This window comes from Xanthomonas phaseoli pv. dieffenbachiae (assembly GCF_008639345.1).
GTDB classification, from domain to species: domain Bacteria; phylum Pseudomonadota; class Gammaproteobacteria; order Xanthomonadales; family Xanthomonadaceae; genus Xanthomonas; species Xanthomonas phaseoli.
The window spans coordinates 3,408,279-3,427,658 of the sequence record NZ_CP041380.1; the positions used below are offsets into that span (position 1 = coordinate 3,408,279).

9 protein-coding genes and 1 pseudogene are annotated in these 19,380 nt (G+C 65.5%); 8 read left to right on the top strand and 2 right to left on the bottom strand.

Features of this window, described 5'->3' with window-relative positions:
• The first annotated feature begins 3 nt into the window (after nt 1–3).
• The 6 genes from FLG15_RS15405 (at nt 4) to FLG15_RS15430 (ending at nt 13,601) form a co-directional block, all read left to right on the top strand.
• Nucleotides 4–2,694: a beta-mannosidase gene (locus FLG15_RS15405; protein ID WP_209225515.1), complete on the top strand. Its 2,691-nt coding sequence runs from the start codon at nt 4–6 to the stop codon at nt 2,692–2,694.
• Between the two features lie 345 nt (nt 2,695–3,039).
• Nucleotides 3,040–4,127 (top strand): IS3-like element ISXcd1 family transposase gene (locus tag FLG15_RS15410; RefSeq protein WP_223842567.1). Its coding sequence is split into 2 segments (ribosomal slippage): nt 3,040–3,292 and nt 3,292–4,127, totalling 1,089 coding nucleotides; the frame shifts between segments, so codons are not numbered across the junction.
• Nucleotides 4,128–4,333: 206 nt separating this feature from the next.
• Nucleotides 4,334–6,994, top strand: coding sequence for a glycoside hydrolase family 3 C-terminal domain-containing protein (locus tag FLG15_RS15415; protein WP_150146718.1), 2,661 nt, complete (start codon nt 4,334–4,336; stop codon nt 6,992–6,994).
• Nucleotides 6,995–7,557: 563 nt separating this feature from the next.
• Complete coding sequence (locus FLG15_RS15420; RefSeq protein WP_017155573.1) at nt 7,558–9,021, top strand: glycoside hydrolase family 125 protein; 1,464 nt, start codon at nt 7,558–7,560, stop codon at nt 9,019–9,021.
• 110 nt (nt 9,022–9,131) lie between these two features.
• Nucleotides 9,132–11,483, top strand: coding sequence for a GH92 family glycosyl hydrolase (locus FLG15_RS15425; protein WP_150146721.1), 2,352 nt, complete (start codon nt 9,132–9,134; stop codon nt 11,481–11,483).
• 282 nt (nt 11,484–11,765) lie between these two features.
• Nucleotides 11,766–13,601: a glycoside hydrolase family 35 protein gene (locus FLG15_RS15430; RefSeq protein WP_150146722.1), complete on the top strand. Its 1,836-nt coding sequence runs from the start codon at nt 11,766–11,768 to the stop codon at nt 13,599–13,601.
• A gap of 49 nt (nt 13,602–13,650) precedes the next feature.
• On the opposite strand, the gene xopK is transcribed toward FLG15_RS15430, so the two are convergent.
• Nucleotides 13,651–16,317, bottom strand: a complete 2,667-nt coding sequence (gene xopK / locus FLG15_RS15435) for a type III secretion system effector XopK (protein ID WP_280514388.1) — start codon at nt 16,315–16,317, stop codon at nt 13,651–13,653.
• A gap of 504 nt (nt 16,318–16,821) precedes the next feature.
• Between xopK and FLG15_RS15445 the strand changes: the two genes are divergently transcribed.
• Complete coding sequence (locus FLG15_RS15445) at nt 16,822–17,022, top strand: hypothetical protein (protein WP_017155569.1); 201 nt, start codon at nt 16,822–16,824, stop codon at nt 17,020–17,022.
• Between the two features lie 57 nt (nt 17,023–17,079).
• Here FLG15_RS15445 and FLG15_RS15450 read toward each other — a convergent pair whose 3' ends face one another.
• A complete protein-coding gene (locus FLG15_RS15450) occupies nt 17,080–17,409 on the bottom strand; it encodes a RebB family R body protein (RefSeq protein WP_057680160.1) in 330 nt (109 codons plus the stop codon).
• Nucleotides 17,410–17,865: 456 nt separating this feature from the next.
• Between FLG15_RS15450 and FLG15_RS15455 the strand changes: the two are divergent.
• Nucleotides 17,866–19,026 (top strand): annotated as a pseudogene (locus tag FLG15_RS15455) (sialidase family protein).
• Nucleotides 19,027–19,380 lie beyond the last annotated feature (354 nt).

Here is a 19,380-nt window from a genome sequence, read left to right on the forward strand (position 1 = left end):
CGCATGCCCCTGTCCCGTCATCGTTTTGTTCCCGCGCCCGCCCGTCTCGGGCTTGCCCTGGCCTTGGCCCTCTCGCAGGCCTGGGCAGCGCCGCCTTCGGCAGTGACGCTGGACAGCGGCTGGCAGGTGCGGCTGGTGCCGGGTCAGGAGCAGGGCAAGACGTATCCGAAGGCAGCGGCGTGGCTACCGGCGCAGGTGCCCGGTGCGGTGCAGACCGACCTGATCGCCGCCAAGATCGTGCCCGACCCGTTCTATCGCGACAACGAAGGCAAGATCCAGTGGGCCGGCCTGAGCGATTGGCAGTACCAGACCCGCTTCAACGTCGATGCAGCCACGCTTAAGCGCGAACATGTCGAGCTGGTGTTCGACGGCCTGGACACGTTTGCCGAGGTCACCCTCAATGGCAAGAAGCTGCTCAGCGCCGACAACATGTTCCGGCAGTGGCGCGTGGATGCGAAATCCCTGCTCAAGCGCGGCGATAACGTGCTCGAGGTCAAGCTGTATTCGCCGATCAAGAAGATCCAGCCGTGGCTGGCCAAGCAGCCGTATGCGCTGCCGGGCGCCTACGATTCGGCGTTCGGCGACGAGCCCGAAGCACGCCACAGCTCGACCTATGTGCGCAAGGCGCCGTACAACTTCGGTTGGGATTGGGGCCCGCGCATGGTCAACGCCGGCATCTGGAAGGATGTGCGCGTGGAAGCGTGGGACGCCGTGCGTGTGGATGGGCTGCATATTGCCCAGCAACGCGTGGATGCCGATAGCGCGCAATTGCAGGCGCAGCTGGACCTGCAGGCCGGCCGCAGCGGGCCGGTGCAGGTGACGCTGGATGTACTGGGCCCGGATGGGCAGAAAGTCGGCCAGTTCACCCAGGACGCGGTGGTCGATCCCGGCCGGAACCGCATCGACCTGGCGGTGCGCATCGCCCATCCCAAGCGCTGGTTTCCGGCCGGTTACGGCGCGCAGGACCGCTACACCTTTGTGGCCAACGTGCGCGATGCCGATGGCGACAGCCAGCAGATCAAGCGCGTCACCGGCCTGCGTTCGGTGGAGCTGCGCCGCGAAAAAGACCAGTTCGGCAAGAGCATGGAGATCGTGATCAACGGCATCCCGATCTTCGCCAAGGGGGCCAACCTGATTCCGCTGGATGCCTTCCCGGCACGTGTCACGCACGAGCGCATGCGCAGCACCTTGCAGGATGCGCGCGATGCCAACATGAACATGCTGCGCATGTGGGGCGGCGGGCATTACCAGGACGACTATTTTTACGACGTCGCCGACGAACTGGGCATCATGATCTGGCAGGACTTCATGTTCGGCGGCGCGGTACCGCCGTACGACGTGGAGTTCCGCGAGAACACCCGGCAGGAGGCGATCGAACAGGTCAAGCGGCTGCGCGACCACCCCAGCATCGTGTTGTGGTGCGGCAACAACGAGGTGCAGACCGGCTGGGAAAACTGGGGCGACCGGGTTAAGTTCAAGCAGTCGGTGGACCCGGAAGAACGCGCCCGCATCGAACGCGGCATGACCACCCTGTTCGGCACCGTGTTCCGCGAAGTGGTGGCCACCTACGATAGCGATGTGCCGTACTGGGCTACCTCGCCGGGCACCGATTTCGATGGCGCGGCCGACCAGACCAACGATGGCGACATGCATTACTGGAAGGTGTGGGGCGGCCCTGCCCTGCCGGTCACCGAGTACCTCAACGTCACCCCGCGCTTCATGTCCGAATACGGCCTGCAGTCGTTCCCCGACATGCGCACCGTGCGTGCGTTTGCCGAGCCTGGCGACATGGATCCGGAATCGCCGGTGATGCGCGTGCATCAGAAGTTCGACAAGGGCAACGGCAACAAGCGGCTGATGCTATACATCCGCCGCGAATTCGGCGAGCCCAAGGATTTCGAAAGCTTCGTCTACCTGAGCCAGCTGATGCAGGCCGAAGGCATCAACATCGCCGCCTCGCATCTGCGCGCATCGCGTCCGCAGTCGATGGGTTCGCTGTACTGGCAGCTCAACGATGTGTGGCCGGGCGCGTCGTGGTCCAGCGTGGATTACTACGGCCGCTGGAAGGCGCTGCATTACCACGCACGCCGATTCTACGCGCCGGACATGATTGCCGCGTTGCGCAACGACAAGGGCCAGACCGAGGTGTCGCTGGTGTCCGACCGCACCACCCCGCTGGCAGCACGCTGGCGCATGCGGGTGATGGGCATGGATGGCAAGGTGCTGAGCAAGCGCGAAGAAAAAGCCACGGTCAAACCGCTGAGCAGCCTGAAGGTGGGCAACTTCACCGACAAGCAATTGCTGGGCAGCGCCGATCCCAAGCGCACCTATGCAGTGTTCGAGCTGTTGGACGGCGACAGGCTGCTCTCGCGTGAGGTGGTGTTCTTCGCGCCGGCCAAGCAGCTTGCCTTGCCGGCCGCGAAGATCGACGGCCAGTGGCGTGCCGATGGTGATGGCTACGCACTCACACTGACCAGCAACACGCTGGCGCGCGAGGTCTGGCTGTCGTTCGGCGATGTGGATGCCACGCTGTCGGACAATGCCTTCGACCTGCTGCCGGGCGAGCCGCTGACCGTGCATGTCTCCAGCAAGTTTCCGCTCGCGCAGGTGCAGGCGGCGCTGCAGGTGCGCGATCTGGCCTCGACCCTGGCTGGCGCACCGGCCAAGCCGCAGGAGGCAGCGGCTGCGAAATAAGAAGCAGGGCGGCCCTCATCCGCCCTTCGGGCACCTTCTCCCGCAACGCGGGAGAAGGATTGGATTTCCTGCAATGAGAGACTGGATTTCTCGCAATTGAAGGACTGGATTTCCTGCAATGAGAGACTGGATTTCTCGAAATGAGAGACTGGATTTCTTGAAATGAATGACTTGGTTTCTAGCAATGAAGGACTTGATTTCTTGCGATGAGAGACTCGATCTCTTGCGATGCACATCTTCCTTCGCGCATGAATGCCCTTCTCCCGCTGGCGGGAGGGTAATCCCCCCACAGGTTAGCTGACGCCAGAAGTGGAATTTTCTCGTACCCTTTTCCGAGGAGGTTCCATGAAGACATCCCGCTTCACCGACAGCCAGATCATTGCCGTCCTCAAGCAGGCCGAGGCCGGCACGCCCGTGCCGGAGTTGTGCCGGGAACACGGCATCAGCTCGGCGACGTTCTACAAGTGGCGCAGCAAGTTCGGCGGCATGGACGCATCGCTGATGTCCCAGCTCAGGGAGCTGCAGGACGAGAACCGGCGCCTGAAGAAGATGTACGCCGATGCCCAGCTCAGCGCCGACCTGCTGAAGGAGGCGATGGCAAAAAAATGGTGAGGCCATCTCAACGCCGGGAGATGGCCCGATGGGCCGTAGATGGTGGCCACACGAACATCCGGCATGCCTGCCGGACCTTTGCGGTGAGCGAGACCTGCTTTCGCTATCAAGCCAAGGCCAGCGAGGAGAACGCCCGGATTGCCGATTGGCTGGTGCGGTTGACCACAACCTATCGTGATTGGGGGTTCGGCCTGTGCTTTCTGCACCTGCGCAACGTGAAGGGCTTTGGCTGGAATCACAAGCGGGTGTACCGCATCTATCGGGAGCTGGAGTTGAACCTGCGGATCAAGCCGAAGAAGCGGCTGGTGCGCGAGCGGCCAGAGCCGTTGGCGGTGCCGGAGACGATCAACCAGGTCTGGTCGATGGATTTCATGCACGACCAGCTGGCCGACGGCCGCAGCTTCCGGTTGTTCAATGTGCTCGATGACTTCAACCGTGAGGGTCTGGGCATCGAGGTCGACTTATCGCTGCCATCGGCCCGGGTGATCCGCTCGTTGGAACAGATCATTGACTGGCGCGGCAAGCCAAACGCCATTCGCTGCGACAACGGCCCGGAGTACATCAGCGGCGCGCTGCTAGCTTGGGCACAGCAGCGCGGGATTCGGATCGAGCACATCCAGCCAGGCAAGCCGCAGCAGAATGCCTATGTCGAACGTTACAACCGCACCGTCCGCTACGCCTGGCTGGCCACAACGTTGTTCGACACCATCGAGCAGGTTCAGGACAAGGCCACGCGCTGGCTATGGACGTACAACCATGAGCGCCCCAACATGGCGCTCGGCGGTATCACGCCAGCAATGAAATTGGCGATGGCCGCCTAGCTCCACTTTTGGCGAACGCTCAAAGCGGGGGGATTACCGGAGAAGGTGCCCCGCAGGGGCGGATGAGGGCCCACCGCAAGACCAGCACCAGCCGTCACCCACGGCACGCATGCCACCGCCGCGCCTCACCCTTCACCTCGCCGCAGCCATTGCGGCACTACCAGAACAATGCCCAGCGGCCTTGGCCGCTGCCCAGGAGTGAATCCATGTCGTCCGTGTTTGTATCGCGCCTTGCCATGGCAGTGGGCCTTGGCCTGACACTGCCCTGCCTCGCCCTTGCCGCCCCTGCCGAACGGGGCGGATCGCCCGAACAGCGCGCCGCCGCCCTGGTCGCGCAAATGAGCCGCGAAGAAAAAGTGGCGCAGGCCATGAACGATGCACCGGCGATTCCGCGCCTGGGCATCCCCGCCTACGAGTGGTGGAGCGAAGGTCTGCACGGCATCGCGCGCAACGGTTACGCCACGGTGTTTCCGCAGTCGATCGGCCTGGCGGCGAGCTGGAATACCCGCCTGATGCAACAGGTGGGCACGGTGGTTTCCACCGAAGCGCGCGCCAAGTTCAACCAGGCCGGTGGTCCGGGCAAGGACCATAAACGCTATGCCGGCCTGACCATCTGGTCGCCCAACATCAACATCTTCCGCGACCCGCGCTGGGGCCGTGGCATGGAAACCTACGGCGAAGATCCGTTTCTCACTGGGCAAATGGCGGTGGGCTTCATCCGCGGCCTGCAGGGCGAGGATCTCGACCATCCACGCACGATCGCCACGCCCAAGCACATCGCGGTGCACAGCGGCCCCGAGCCGGGACGGCATGGCTTCGATGTGGATGTGTCGCCGCACGATGTGGAAGCGACCTATACGCCTGCGTTTCGCGCCGCGCTGGTCGAAGGCCAGGCCGGCTCGGTGATGTGCGCCTACAACTCGTTGCACGGCACCCCGGTCTGCGCAGCGGACTGGCTGCTCAACGGCCGCGTGCGCGGCGACTGGGGCTTCAAGGGCTTTGTGGTGTCCGACTGCGATGCCGTGGACGACATGACCCAGTTCCATTACTTCCGCCCGGACAACGCCGGCTCGTCGGCCGCCGCACTGAAGGCTGGGCATGATCTCAATTGCGGGCATGCCTATCGCGAACTCGGCACGGCGATCGCGCGCGGCGAAGTGGACGAAGCCTTGCTCGACCAATCGTTGGTGCGCCTGTTTGCCGCGCGCTACCGCCTGGGCGAGCTGGAGGCTCCGCGCAAGGATCCGTACGCGCGGCTCGGCGCGAAGGACGTGGACAACGCAGCGCATCGTGCGCTGGCCTTGCAGGCGGCCGCCGAGTCGATCGTGCTGCTGAAGAACGATGCCGACACCTTGCCGCTCAAAGCCGGCACACGTGTGGCGGTGATCGGCCCGAATGCCGACGCACTGGCTGCATTGGAGGCCAATTACCAGGGCACCTCGTCTGCGCCGGTAACGCCATTGCTGGGCCTGCGTCAGCGCTTTGGCGCGCAGCAGGTGAGCTACGCACAAGGCGCACCGCTGGCTGCCGGCGTGCCCGGCATGATCCCGGAGACCGCACTGCGCAGCGATGACAAGCCGGGGCTGCGTGGCGAATATTTCGACAACCTCGACATGCGCGGTGCTGCACGCGTGGTGCGGCAGGACCGCACGGTGAGCTTCAACTGGGATCAGGTCGCCCCGGCGAAGGGAGTGCCGGCTGACCGGTATGCGGTGCGCTGGAGCGGCGAACTGCTGCCGCCCAGCGCTGGCGATTACACCCTGGCAGTGCGCGTGGCGCGTTGCTTCGATTGCAGCGGACACGACCCCGTGCGCCTGTATATCGACGACAAGCTGGTGGTTGCCGGCAACGCCGAAGACAAGCACGTGCCGGCCGGCATGCACAACGCCGACGGCCGCAGCGTGGAAACCGTGCTGCATTTCGACGACACCCGCCCACGCAAGATTCGCCTGGAAATGGAGCACCGCGGCCAGGATCAGGGCGTGCGCCTGGAATGGCTGGCTCCTGCCGCCGCGCAACTGGCCGAGGCCGAGCAGGCCGTGGCACAGGCAGACGCGGTGGTCGCCTTCGTTGGCCTGTCGCCGGATGTGGAAGGCGAAGAGTTGCGGATCGATGTCCCCGGCTTCGACGGCGGCGACCGCAACGACATCGCCCTGCCCGCCACGCAGCAAGCGTTGCTCGAACGGGCAAAGGCCTCGGGCAAACCGCTGGTGGTGGTACTGATGAGCGGCAGCGCGGTGGCCTTGAACTGGGCCAAGACGCATGCCGATGCGATCGTGGCCGCGTGGTACCCGGGCCAGTCCGGCGGCACCGCGATCGCGCGCATGCTGGCCGGCGACGACAATCCCGGCGGCCGCCTGCCGGTGACCTTCTACCGCTCCACCAAGGACCTGCCGGCCTACGTCAGTTACGACATGAAGGGCCGCACCTATCGCTACTTCAAGGGCGAGCCGCTGTTTCCGTTCGGCTATGGCCTGAGCTACACCCGCTTTGCCTACGACGCGCCGCAGCTATCCACCACCACGCTGCAAGCCGGCAACACGTTGCAGGTGACCACGACCGTGCGCAACACCGGTGTACGTGCTGGCGACGAAGTGGCGCAGGTGTATCTGCAATATCCGGACCGCCCGCAGTCGCCGTTGCGCAGCCTGGTCGGTTTTCAGCGCGTGCATCTTGCGGCGGGCGAGCAACGCACGCTGAGCTTCGAGCTGGATGCGCGCGCCTTGAGCGACGTGGACCGCAGCGGACAGCGCGCGGTGGAAGCCGGCAGCTACACGTTGTTCGTCGGCGGTGGGCAGCCGGGCACCGGCGCCGTTGGCAATGCGGCGTCGTTTTCGATCCAGGGACGTTCGCCGTTGCCCAAGTAATGTCCCTGATTGCGTGACGCACAAAGGCGCCGGCTGTCTGGGCCGGCGCCTGTTGCGTCGACGCGTGATGAAGGCCACGCCGGTGCGTGGCCACACGTTGATCTGAGCACCCGCTCGCAACTGTCTGGAATTCGAAACGGCGCCCGCTGGTCACTGCCGCGGGGCCAGCGCAATGCAAGGGGCGTGCGGTGTGCCGGTGCCGGTGCAGGTGCTGCTGGTGTTGCCATTGACGGCGCCAGCGTGGCACCGGCTTAGCGCCATCCACCGCCTGTCCTTTCAGCCAACAAGCTGGGGGGCGAGGGTCCGAGCGAGCCTCGCATACCCGGCGGCGGCAGGCTGGCGCTAGCGGTCTTTCGCGCCGCCGGCACCGAGGCTCAACGCGCAGCGCACTCCCACGCATACGGCGGAGAATTGTGCGACCGCACTATGCACGTTCGGCGCACACGTTGTATGGTCATCGGGAATTGGTCATGCATAGGTCTCATCCTTCGCCGGCAGGTAGCGCGGCGCTGGAGCGGCACTGGCGTGCAGGCCCGCTGTCGAAATCCAAGGAGTTCCAGGTCATGCACACCCGCCGCGACATCCTTCAGCTGCTGGGCGCCAGTGCCGGTGCCGGCCTGCTCGCCGGTGCCCTGCCCGCGCTTGCGGCCGCGCCCGCTGCCGGCACGTCTAGCACAACCGGCCGCTTTGTCAGCAAGCGTCCACCCAAAGCGCAGCGCCGCTTTGTCAGCAAGGCAGTCGAGCAGCAAATCGCGCAGGTCAAGGCGCGCATCGCCGACCCCGAACTGGCCTGGCTGTTCGAGAACTGCTACCCAAACACCCTAGATACCACGGTGGAAACCGGCACTCGCAACGGCAAGCCGGACACCTTCGTCATCACCGGCGACATCCACGCGATGTGGCTGCGCGATTCCTCCGCGCAGGTGCACCCGTACGTGCCGCTGGCCAAGCACGACCCGGCGTTGCGGCGCATGTTCCATGGCCTGATCCAGCGCCAGGCCGCATGCATCACGCTCGACCCGTACGCCAACGCGTTCCTGCCCGATGGCCAGACCCAGCGCCTGAAGTGGTCGCTCAACGACATCACCGACATGAAGCCCGGCGTGGGCGAGCGCAAGTGGGAAATCGATTCGCTGTGCTACCCCATCCGCATTGCGCACGAATACTGGCGCGCCACCGGCGATGCCGCACCGTTCGACGACGACTGGCGCGCGGCGATGCATGTGGTGGTCAAGACCTTCCGCGAGCAGCAGCGCAAGGACAACCGCGGCCCGTACGTGTTTCAGCGCCCCTCGCCACTGGCCACCGAAACCCTGGTGCTGGAAGGCTACGGCCAGCCGACCAAGCCCAACGGCATGATCCACTCGATGTTCCGCCCCTCCGACGATGCCTGCGTGTTTCCGTTGTTCGTGCCGGCCAACCTGTTTGCGGTGACCTCGCTGCGGCAGCTGGCCACGATGAGCACCGCCTTGCATCGCGACGCTGCCTTCGCCGCCGAGTGCACCGCGCTGGCCGACGAAGTGGAAACCGCCACCCGCCAGTTCGGCCAGCAACGCGATGCCGACGGGCAGGCGTACTGGGCGTTCGAAGTAGACGGCTTCGGCAACCAGCTGTTCATCGACGACGCCAACGCGCCCGGCCTGCTCAGCCTGGCCTACCTGGGCTGCTGTGATCGCGCCGACCCGGTGTTCCTGCGCACGCGCCAGCTGGCCTGGAGCGAGCGCAACCCGTATTTCTCGCGCGGCACCGCCGCCGAAGGCGTCGGCAGCCCGCACAGCGGCATGGGCACGATCTGGCCGATGTCGATCATTCAATACGCGCTGGTCAGCGACGACGACGCGCAACTGCGCCAATGCCTGCAATGGTTGAAAACCACGCATGCCGGCACCGGCTTCATGCACGAGGCTTTTCACAAGGACAACCCGAACACCTTCACCCGCGACTGGTTCGCCTGGGCCAACACCTTGTTCGGCGAACTGATCATCGACCTGCATCAACGCAAACCCCAGCTGCTGCGTAGCGCCTGATCCATGCGCAGCGCCTGTTCTCAGCCCTTCTCCCGCACGCGGGAGAAAGTGCCCGAAGGGCGGATGAGGGCGCTCCCGCACCGGCCCATGATTTACGAGAGCAAACACACATGACAACACGACGCGGTTTTCTCCAAGGCGCCATCGCCGCAGCCCTGTTCGGCAGCGTCGGCCTGCCCGGCCTGCCCGGCCTGGCCCGCGCGCGTGCCGGCAATTACGCGCTACCGGCCGATGCGCGTGCCCGCGCCGACCTCACCCGGCATGTGGATGTGTTCATCGGCACCGGCGGCCATGGCCACACCTTCCCCGGCGCCACGTTGCCGTTCGGCATGGTGCAGCTCAGCCCCGACACCTACAACGCCGTGTGGGATTCGTGCTCGGGATACCACGAGTCCGACGGCTCGATCATGGGCTTCTCGCACACGCATCTCTCAGGCACCGGCATCGGCGACATGCTGGATTTCCTGCTGGTGCCCGCCACCGGCGAGGTCAAACTGGTGCCCGGCCCGCTCGACAACCCGGACGCCGGCTACCGCTCGCGCTACGACCATGCCGATGAAGCCGCATCGCCGGGTTACTACCGCGTGCGGCTCAAGGACAGCGGCGTGCATGCCGAACTTACCGCCACCGCGCGGGCTGGCCTGCACCGCTATCACTTCCCCAAGGGCAAACCCGCGCATGTGTTGCTGGACCTGTGCCACGGCATGCAGGACAAGCCAGGCATTCCCACCCGCGTCAGCGATGCGCAGCTACGCGTGGTCGACGAACGCACGCTTACCGGTGGGCGCCGCGTGTACCAATGGGCCAAGGGCCGCTACATCTATTTCGCCATGCGCCTCTCGCGCCCCTTCAAGCACGTGCAGTTGTACAACGAGGACCAAGCACTGGCCGCCGGCACGCGCAGCATCGACGGCACGCACCTCAAGGCCGTGTTGCATTACCCCGACGCTGCCGACGCCCCGCTGCTGATCAAGGTCGGCATCTCGGCCGTCAGCGCCGACAATGCACTGGCCAACCTGGACGCCGAATTGCCGGACTTCGACTTCGCGCGCGTGCATGCGCAAGCGGTGGCCGCCTGGGAAAAGGAACTGGCCCGCGTGCGCATCGACAGCGATGACGACGCGCAACGGCGCATCTTCTACACCGGCCTGTATCACAGCCTGCTGGCACCCACGCTGTTCTCCGACGTGGATGGCCGCTACCGCGGCATGGACCTGCAGATCCACACTGCGCCGAAGGGCTACAACAACTACAGCACCTACTCGTTGTGGGACACCTACCGCGCCGCGCATCCACTGCTCACGCTGGTACAGCCCGAGCGCGTGCCCGACCTGGTGCAATGCCTGGTGCGCGGCGCCAACGAATGCCCGGACGGCGTGGGCATCTGGCCGCTGCAAGGCGTGGAGACCGGCTGCATGATCGGCTATCACTCGGCCGTGGTGCTGGCCGAGGCGCATGCCAAGGGCTTCACCGGGATCGACTACAAGGCCGCGTGGCCGGCGTACCGCAAACGTGCAATGGACGATACCACCCACGGCATGGGCGAGTACCGCAAGCTCGGTTACATCCCCGCCGACAAAGTGGACGAAGCGGTCAGCCGCACGCTCGAATATGCCTACGACGACTGGGCCTGCGCACACCTGGCGCAGGCCGCCGGCGCCAGCGACGATGCACGCGCATTGCGCGAACGCTCGCGCAATTACCGCAACGTGTTCAATCGCGATAGCGGCTTCGTGCAGGCGCGGCTTGCCGACGGCAGCTGGGCCACACCGTTCGACCCGCGCGGCATGGGCCACATCGCCAAATGGCGCGATTTCACCGAATCCAACGCCTGGCAGGCCACCTTCCTCAACCAGCACGATCTGTACGGGTACATGGACTTGTACGGTGGCCGCGCGGGTTTCGTCGCCAAGCTGGACGAGCTGTTTTCCACCAGCTCCGAACTGCCCGCCGATGCACCGCCGGATATCGACGGCATGGTCGGCCAGTACGCGCATAGCAACGAGCCCAGCCACCATGTGGCGTATCTGTTCGCCTATGCCGGCCAGCCGTACAAGACCCAGGCGATGGTGCGCCGGTTGCTGCGCGAGCAGTATCACGACGCGCGCAACGGCCTGTCCGGCAACGAAGACTGCGGGCAGATGAGTGCGTGGTTCGTGCTCAGCGCACTGGGGCTGTATGCGGTGGACCCGGTCAGCGGCAACTACATCGTGGGCAGCCCCTTGTTCAAGCGCGCCACGCTGGAGGTGGGCAACGGCCGCACGCTGCACATCGTGGCCAAGGACAACAGCGCGCAGAACGTCTATGTGCAGTCGCTCACCTTCAACGGCAAATCGCTCACCCGTGCCTGGCTCCGCCACACCGAGCTGGCTGCCGGTGGCACGCTGGAATTTGCGATGGGGCCCAAGCCGAACCCGGCCTTCGGCGCAGACAAGGAGGATCTGCCACCGTCGTTCGCGTAATGCCGGTCCGTCGCCTGCGCGAGCGGCGCGTTCGGTTCTTGCAACCCAAATGGAGAACGCCCTTCCCCGCTCACGCAAACAGGGATCGCTTTTCATTTGCCAGTGGAACTTGCTTTCTCTTTTCCGCAAGCGGGGATTGCTACTCCTTCTCCCGCAAGCGGGGATTGCTCTCCCTTCTCCCGCAAGCGGGAGAAGGTGCCCGAAGGGCGGATGAGGGCAACACCCAAACACCGGCCCCTGCCATCCACCCGCACCACCGGCCCTACCTACATCGAGACTTCCATGCTGCGTACCACTCTTGCTCCCCTGGTCCTGGCCCTGGCGCTCGCGCTGCCCGCCGCTGCCGCGACGCCCGAGTCCTGGCCCACCTTCGGCACCCAGGGCACGCAATTCGTGCGCGACGGCAAGCCGTACCAGCTGCTGTCCGGCGCCATTCATTTCCAGCGCATTCCGCGCGCATACTGGAAAGACCGCCTGCAAAAAGCGCGCGCCCTGGGCTTGAACACCGTAGAAACCTACGTGTTCTGGAACCTGGTGGAACCGCAGCAAGGCCAGTTCGATTTCTCCGGCAACAACGAAGTCGCCGCCTTCGTCAAGGAAGCCGCCGCGCAGGGCCTCAACGTGATACTGCGCCCCGGCCCTTACGCCTGCGCCGAATGGGAAGCCGGCGGCTACCCGGCCTGGTTGTTCGGCAAGGGCAACATCCGCGTGCGCAGTCGCGACCCGCGCTTTCTTGCCGCCAGCCAGGCGTATCTGGATGCGTTGGCCAAACAGGTGCAACCGCTGCTCAACCACAATGGCGGCCCGATCATCGCCGTGCAGGTCGAGAACGAATACGGCTCCTACGCCGACGATCACGCCTACATGGCCGACAACCGCGCCATGTACGTCAAGGCTGGCTTCGACAAGGCCTTGCTATTCACCTCCGATGGCGCCGACATGCTCGCCAACGGCACCTTGCCCAACACCCTGGCGGTGGTGAACTTCGCGCCCGGCGAGGCCAAGAGCGCATTCGACAAGCTGATCAAGTTTCGCCCCGATCAACCGCGCATGGTCGGCGAATACTGGGCCGGGTGGTTCGACCATTGGGACAAGCCGCATGCCGCCACCGATGCCAGGCAACAGGCCGAAGAGTTCGAGTGGATCCTGCGCCAGGGCCACTCGGCCAATCTCTACATGTTCATCGGCGGCACCAGTTTCGGCTTCATGAATGGCGCCAATTTTCAGAACAATCCCAGCGACCACTACGCGCCGCAGACCACCAGCTACGACTACGATGCCATCCTCGACGAAGCCGGCCACCCCACGCCCAAATTCGCGTTGATGCGCGATGCCATCGCCCGCGTGACCGGCGTGCAACCGCCCGCATTGCCGGCGCCGATTGCCACCACCACGCTGCCGGCCACGCCGCTGCGCGAATCGGCCTCGCTCTGGGACAACCTGCCCACCCCGATCGCCATCGACACCCCGCAGCCGATGGAACAGTTCGGGCAGGATTACGGCTACATCCTTTACCGCACCACGATCACTGGCCCGCGCAAGGGCCCGCTGTATCTGGGCGATGTGCGCGATGTGGCGCGCGTGTACGTGGATCAACGACCAGTCGGTAGCGTTGAGCGGCGCTTGCAGCAGGTGTCGCTCGAGGTAGAGATTCCTGCAGGCCAGCACACCCTGGATGTGCTGGTCGAAAACAGCGGCCGCATCAATTACGGCACGCGCATGGCCGACGGCCGCGCCGGCCTGGTCGACCCGGTGCTGCTGGACAGCCAGCAGCTCACCGGCTGGCAGGCCTTCCCGCTGCCGATGCGCACGCCCGACAGCATCCGCGGCTGGACCGGCAAGGCGGTGCAAGGCCCGGCGTTCCACCGCGGCACCCTGCGCATCGGCACGCCGACCGACACCTATCTGGACATGCGCGCCTTCGGCAAGGGCTTTGCCTGGGCCAACGGCGTCAACCTGGGCCGCCACTGGAACATCGGCCCGCAGACCGCGCTGTATTTCCCTGCGCCATTCCAGCGCAAGGGTGACAACACGGTGGTGGTCTTCGACCTGGACGATGTTGCCACCCCCAGCGTGCGCGGCCTGAAGCAGCAGGTCTGGCTCACACCGAAGGAGTGAGGCTTACGCGGCGGCTGCTGCAGACGCGTGCTCGCTCGCACGGCCACAATCAGGTCGTAGACGCCGGCGCTGCGGCAGCCGCCTGCTCGCGGATGCGTGCTGCCTGTATTTCGGTGGCCAGCAGCGTGCCGCGCACGTGTGTCGTGTGCTGACGGGCCTGTTTCATGCAGAACCGGGCGAAGCCTGCAACGCCTTCTTGCGGCACGATCGCGTTCGAGGTCAGCACCCGGATCAGGCGTTGCTGCAAACCGGGCATCCTGGCGGCGGCGCGCGCCTGGCTTCGCGCATCTGGGCTTGCCAGCTCCTGCTCGGCCATCTGCAGTTCCTGCAGCATCAGGCTGATGGTGCGCTGATGGGTGTCGTCGCGCATGCGCGCTTGGTGCAATTGCGCCAGTAAGCGTTCCGGCGCCCGATCGACCGTCGCAGCCGGCGTTTGGCCATGAGAATGCGGATCATCGTGCACGTCGGGCTGCGGAAGGTCCGCCTGCGCGCTGAGCTTGGTGTCGAGATATTTCTTCTGCAGTTCGAGGCAGCATTGCATGTAGGCGATCTGCGACTTCACCGAGCCGGGCGTTTGCAGCCACTGCGCAAACGCGGTTTCGGTCAGCACCGCGCTGTGCTTGGCATGGCTGCGCATCGCCTTACCGCGCGCCTGCTGCGGCTTACCGGTCAAGACCGCGCGCCCGTAATTGGCTGCTGCGCGCAGGGCTGCATTGACGCGCCGACCCAGCGGCGCCGCAGCTGCTGCTCGACCCGAGCCCTTGCCCTGGTCTGTCGAGCGCGGCTTGGCCGGATGCAATTTCTGCAGGTCGTCGGCACCGCTCTGCACAAACGCGTCCAGTGCGTTTTCCTGCCCGTCGATGCAGGCGTAGAGCGCACTGCGCAACTCGAATCCATGGTGGGGCACCGCGTTCTCTGCCGTGCTTGCACTCGAGGTGTCGGCAGTGGAAGCGGAGGGTTCCGGCAGTGCCGGTTGCCCATCACGTGCAGCAGAGGCGCCTTGGCGATGCGTCGGCTCCAGGCCGGGATCGGCGTCTGCAACGATCGCGTCTTCATCGCTCCCCGCCGCTTCCTCCGCCACTGACGTCAGTGCAACGTCCACCGCGGTTGGCTGCAACGGGTCGGCGAAGGTGGGCGCTTGCTGGGCTGCTGCACCCTCCGCCTCGCGTGCAGGCAATAGATCCGCCACCGCCAGTAGCGCGCGGTCGACGCCTGGCATGTCCTCGGTCTGGTACCTGCGATAGCGCTTCTGCTTGCCGTGCGCCAGCAGGAACTGATGGCTGCCGACCCCCATCGTGGCCGCACCGAGCAGACCTGCGCCGATGATCAGGCCGGTGCCCACCGGTGCGGCCACCGTGGCGCCGGCAACGACGGCCGCGCTGACGCCGACCTTGGTCAACGTACTGGCGGTGTAGGTGATTCCCCCCACAACAAAGCCCTTGTTCCACTGGTTGAACCGATGCGCAAAGTGGTCGTACTTGCCCAACTTGGTGTTCACGAAGTGCTGGTAGCGCTGTGCGCCAGGACTGAGTTCGCCAGGTTCGAGGTCGTGCAGGAAGCGCTGGACCCTGCCCACATCCACGGCAACACGCGTCCTTTCCCGACGCGACTGGTGCAGGAAGGTACCCCCCAATGCGGTGGCCGCCACGCTTGCCAACGGCGCGAGCACGAAGCTGCCGGCGATACCCGCCGCGGACGCAGCACCTGCGGCAGCGGCGCTGTGACCCACCAGGCCCGCCGCATTTGCGCTCTTGCTGGCGATGGCCAGCCCGCCCTGGATGCCGAGTTCGCTCGCCGCCTTGGTGAAGATCACCCCGGCCGAGGCCATGGAGGTCGCGGCAATGGCCCCGTCCCGCGCATTTCGCCGCTGCAGGTAGGCGTTGGTCTCGATCGCCTCGCTCAGTGCATGCGCGTGCGCATTTGCAGCGCCTGCAGGCGCTGCCGTGCCCAAGGCAGATTGCAGTGCCGCCTGCTCCGAGCGCAGGCGGCGCTCCTGCCGTCGCAAGTGCGTGCGCTGCTCGGCAACTTCGCGGGTTTCCTTGTACGCGGCATAGATCGCAAGACTCGACAGCGGCAGCATCGTCCCGCTGATGCCCAGGCTCATCGCCAGATCGAATGCGCCTGCCGGCGCGCCTTCCTCGGCAAGAGCGTGCAGGACGCCGTCCTTCGCCGTATCCCCAAGCGCTTGCGGATCCGCCGGATGCCCGACGCCGGCATCCGGTGCGTGCGGCCCCTCCGGCGTCGGCGCATGCGGGGCATCTGCAGCGTGCGGCTGTACGGGATGCGCGGCCTGCGCTGGATGCGGCGGGTGGTGGCCATCCGGTGCCGCTGCATGCTCGGCCGGTGAGTGCTCGGGTGGATGCGCCGACTCCCCAGCGTCCGCAGACTGCCCGGGTTCTCCGCGGCGGGGAATGTCGTTGATCAATTCGGCCGTTTTGTCCGCGGTTCCGTGCAAGGGGTCGGCCACGTACTTGGCGACCACGAGCACGTCGTAGGCTGTCTCCGCTTCGGCAACCCGGGCGTTGGCGTCCCCGTGGTGCGGTCGTCGCTCGCTCTCATCGCGGTGTGTGCGTTTGGGCACTGGCCGCGTCCGCAGCACTTGCAACCCCATTGGCCACCCCTGTCCATCTTGCGGCAATTCCGCTGTGGGCGGCGTTTCAACGTCCGCACAATCGCGTGAGACAAGATGCTGTGCAGTGGATCGCTGGACACGCATGAGCAAACTCCAACCGGTGCAAAACGGCGATGGTGCGCCTGTCTTCTCCAGCCAGTCTTGCTGCGACGAACACGCGATTGCGTAAACGAACTCTCCGGCGCAACCGCGCTCCGCACGGTTTATCCCGGAGAAAGCCGGCCGCTGGGACCTGCATGCTGGATGGGCAAATGCAAGACCCCGCACCGATGGCCTGGCGGAGCCGACACTGCCCCGCAAAGCGCCGAGATGGCGATCCGGCTGTCGAGCCGCCGCGTCCTGCAAGAGGTCCCCATCGCCTCGGGCCCTGTTGCGCAATCAGAGACCACCGCCGGAGCAGATTTCTGCCGATGGCACTTTAGACCTGGCCGCAGCCGCCGTTATCAGAACGTCCGGTGCCGCTGCGCCGCCCGCATACCGTCGAGGTATCGGACGGCACAGATTCCAGGCAATATCACCGGCTGACTCCGTTACGGATGCGCTTGCTTGCGACGTAGACGGCTTGATTGCAGGTTCCAGGAGCGTTGCATGTCGTCGTCTACCGTTGCACAAGAGTCCGTCCCCGCCGTTGCCGAGCACACCCAGAACGCCTTCGCCGAGCAGATCCACAGCAAGCCCATGGGCAGTGCCGAAGCCGCACACCTGATGACCTTCCTGTGCCAGACCGAATCGGCCAAGAAGCCGCAAACGCTGCTGCCGCCGCAAGTGCGCGACGACAACGCGGCCTGAGCGGGCCGTTTTCGCGGGCAAGCATGGCGACAGACGTGACGCTGCCGCCAGCGACGATTACTTCGCAGTGTCGAACGCGTTGAGCGCGGTGAGCAGACTGTTCAGAGTGTCTGCGGCACCGCCTTGGGCAACGTTCTCGACCTCTGCCGTGCAAGCGCTGGTCTCGACACCGTAGGTCTGCATCACGCCCTGGTTGTTGGCCGCCTGCGCCAGGGCGTTTTGCTGCTGTTGTGCAGCGATCGCATTCTGGAACAGGATGCCGCCCGAATGGGCCAGGCTCTGGTAAATCGAACCCATCGCAAACGCTGGGGCTTCGCCAACGACCTTGACGTTGGCCTGGGTGACGGCATCGGTGATCTGCGGATTGACTGCGGTTGGAAAAGCCATCAATGCACTCCTGAGTGAAGGGATGCACGGCGGTCTGCGTCGTGCCGGCCCATGGGTGCGAAGACCGCAACGCGGTCATGTCCCCGCAATACCGCCGACAAACCGCCACATCACGCTCGCCGTGCCATCCCGATAGCGGCCGGCGCGCGCGCAACTCGACCCTCGCAATGCCAGGTTTCGGCGCACGTCGCAGCATCAGTGTGATCGTGCACGCGGGTGCAAGGCTGCTGGGCAGTCTGCTGCAGTGAGGGCTGTGCCGCGGGCATGCTGCACGATGGCCGCGTGCACGTCGCCCCCAGGTCGGGCTAGGTGACACCAGCCAGTAGAAGCCGGAGCAGAGCGCCCCTTGCTGTACATCTGGCAATGCAGTTCGACCAATCCGCCCGACGACGGGAACACGTGGTATTTAAGAGATAATAAAGAGGTCTTTTAAACCTCGCACAGGACTGGACCACGATGCATCCGCCACGCCTGCTGAGCCGCCTCGTCGTGAGCCTTGCTGCAAGCCTGGCTGCGATCGTTGCGCAGGCGCAATCGCCCACGTCGCCGCCCTCGCCGATCGTGCTGAGCGAGTTCATCGCCGACCCGGCTCCCACGCCGCAAGCACATGCCTCCACCTTGCTGGAAACGCGCGATGGTCGCCTGCTGGCCGCCTGGTTCGGCGGCGAGCACGAAGGTTCGGCCGATGTCGGCATCTGGCTCGCTCAGCGCGGCCCGCAGCAATGGCAGCCACCACGTCGTCTTGCCGATGGCGCGCACGCAGGCGTCGATGGCACTGCAGTGCCGGCATGGAATCCGGTGTTGTTCCAATCGGCCACCGGGCCGGTGCAGCTGTACTACAAGCTCGGACCCAATCCGCGCCAATGGTGGGGGCTGCGTCTGCTCTCCACTGACGATGGCGTGCACTGGTCGCCACCGCAGCGGTTACCCGACGGCATTCTCGGGCCAATCAAGAACAAGCCGGTGCAATTACCGAACGGCCGTATCCTGGCGCCCAGCAGCAGCGAAGACCGCGGCTGGCGCGCGCATCTGGAATGGAGCGACGACGACGGCGCGCACTGGCAACGCGGCATGCCGCTCAACGATGCGAAGACGATCGGCGCGATCCAGCCCAGTCTGCTGCTGTATCCGGATGGCCGGCTGCAGGCGTTGGGCCGCAGCCAGCAAAACAAGCTTTTCAGCACGTTCTCGCTCGATGGCGGCCTGCATTGGCAGCCCATGTACTTGCTGGACGTGGAAAACCCGAATTCGGGCACCGATGCAGTGGTGCTGCGCGACGGTCGTGCGTTACTGGTCTACAACCCCGCCATTGCCGGCAAGGACTAGTGGGATGGCCGCGGTACCCTGGCCGTTGCGCTCTCCAACGACGGCGTGCACTGGCAACGCGTGCTGACGCTGGAAGACAGCGCCCATGATGAATTTTCGTATCCGGCCGTGATCCAGAGCCGCGATGGCTTGGTGCATGTCAGCTACACCTGGAAGCGCCGACGGATCAAGCATGTGGTGCTCGATCCCACGCGGTTCGGCAAGTGCGGTCCCTGCCAGGCGCCCGCTCCCGCAGCGCTGTCTGAGCGCTGCACAACGGCATGCGGCCACGCCGCTGATCCTTCGTCATGATGACGATGGCTTCGCCCCGCGGGATTCGCTAATCGCGTTGCATGCCGATCATCGTCATGGCGCGACAGCCAAGACGAGGAATGCGATGCGACGTGTCGATCAACCACGCCCGCCGGGCCCGCCTGTCGGACTGCGGGAGCAGACTGCGTCCAGTGCCGATGCGCCCGCGCGCACTGTCCCACCCGCACACCCCGCGCCCGAGCGCCCCACCGGCATGCTTAGCGGCCTGACCAGATATGTGCCTGGCGACCGTTCCGGGCGTCCGCCAGCAATGCCTGCCGCTGCCGAGACCTCTCGCCGGCCAACCACATCCGCTCGCCCTCTTCCCTACGATGGCTCCGGCAGCGCTGCGCG

What these genes read in the sequence shown, in the direction of transcription:
- FLG15_RS15405 (WP_209225515.1), top strand. Translation starts at nt 4, where the DNA reads ATGCCCCTGTCCCGTCATCGTTTTGTTCCCGCGCCCGCCCGTCTCGGG.
- FLG15_RS15415 (WP_150146718.1), top strand. Translation starts at nt 4,334, where the DNA reads ATGTCGTCCGTGTTTGTATCGCGCCTTGCCATGGCAGTGGGCCTTGGC.
- FLG15_RS15420 (WP_017155573.1), top strand. Translation starts at nt 7,558, where the DNA reads ATGCACACCCGCCGCGACATCCTTCAGCTGCTGGGCGCCAGTGCCGGT.
- FLG15_RS15425 (WP_150146721.1), top strand. Translation starts at nt 9,132, where the DNA reads ATGACAACACGACGCGGTTTTCTCCAAGGCGCCATCGCCGCAGCCCTG.
- FLG15_RS15430 (WP_150146722.1), top strand. Translation starts at nt 11,766, where the DNA reads ATGCTGCGTACCACTCTTGCTCCCCTGGTCCTGGCCCTGGCGCTCGCG.
- xopK (WP_280514388.1), bottom strand. Translation starts at nt 16,317, where the DNA reads ATGCGTGTCCAGCGATCCACTGCACAGCATCTTGTCTCACGCGATTGT.
- FLG15_RS15445 (WP_017155569.1), top strand. Translation starts at nt 16,822, where the DNA reads ATGTCGTCGTCTACCGTTGCACAAGAGTCCGTCCCCGCCGTTGCCGAG.
- FLG15_RS15450 (WP_057680160.1), bottom strand. Translation starts at nt 17,409, where the DNA reads ATGGCTTTTCCAACCGCAGTCAATCCGCAGATCACCGATGCCGTCACC.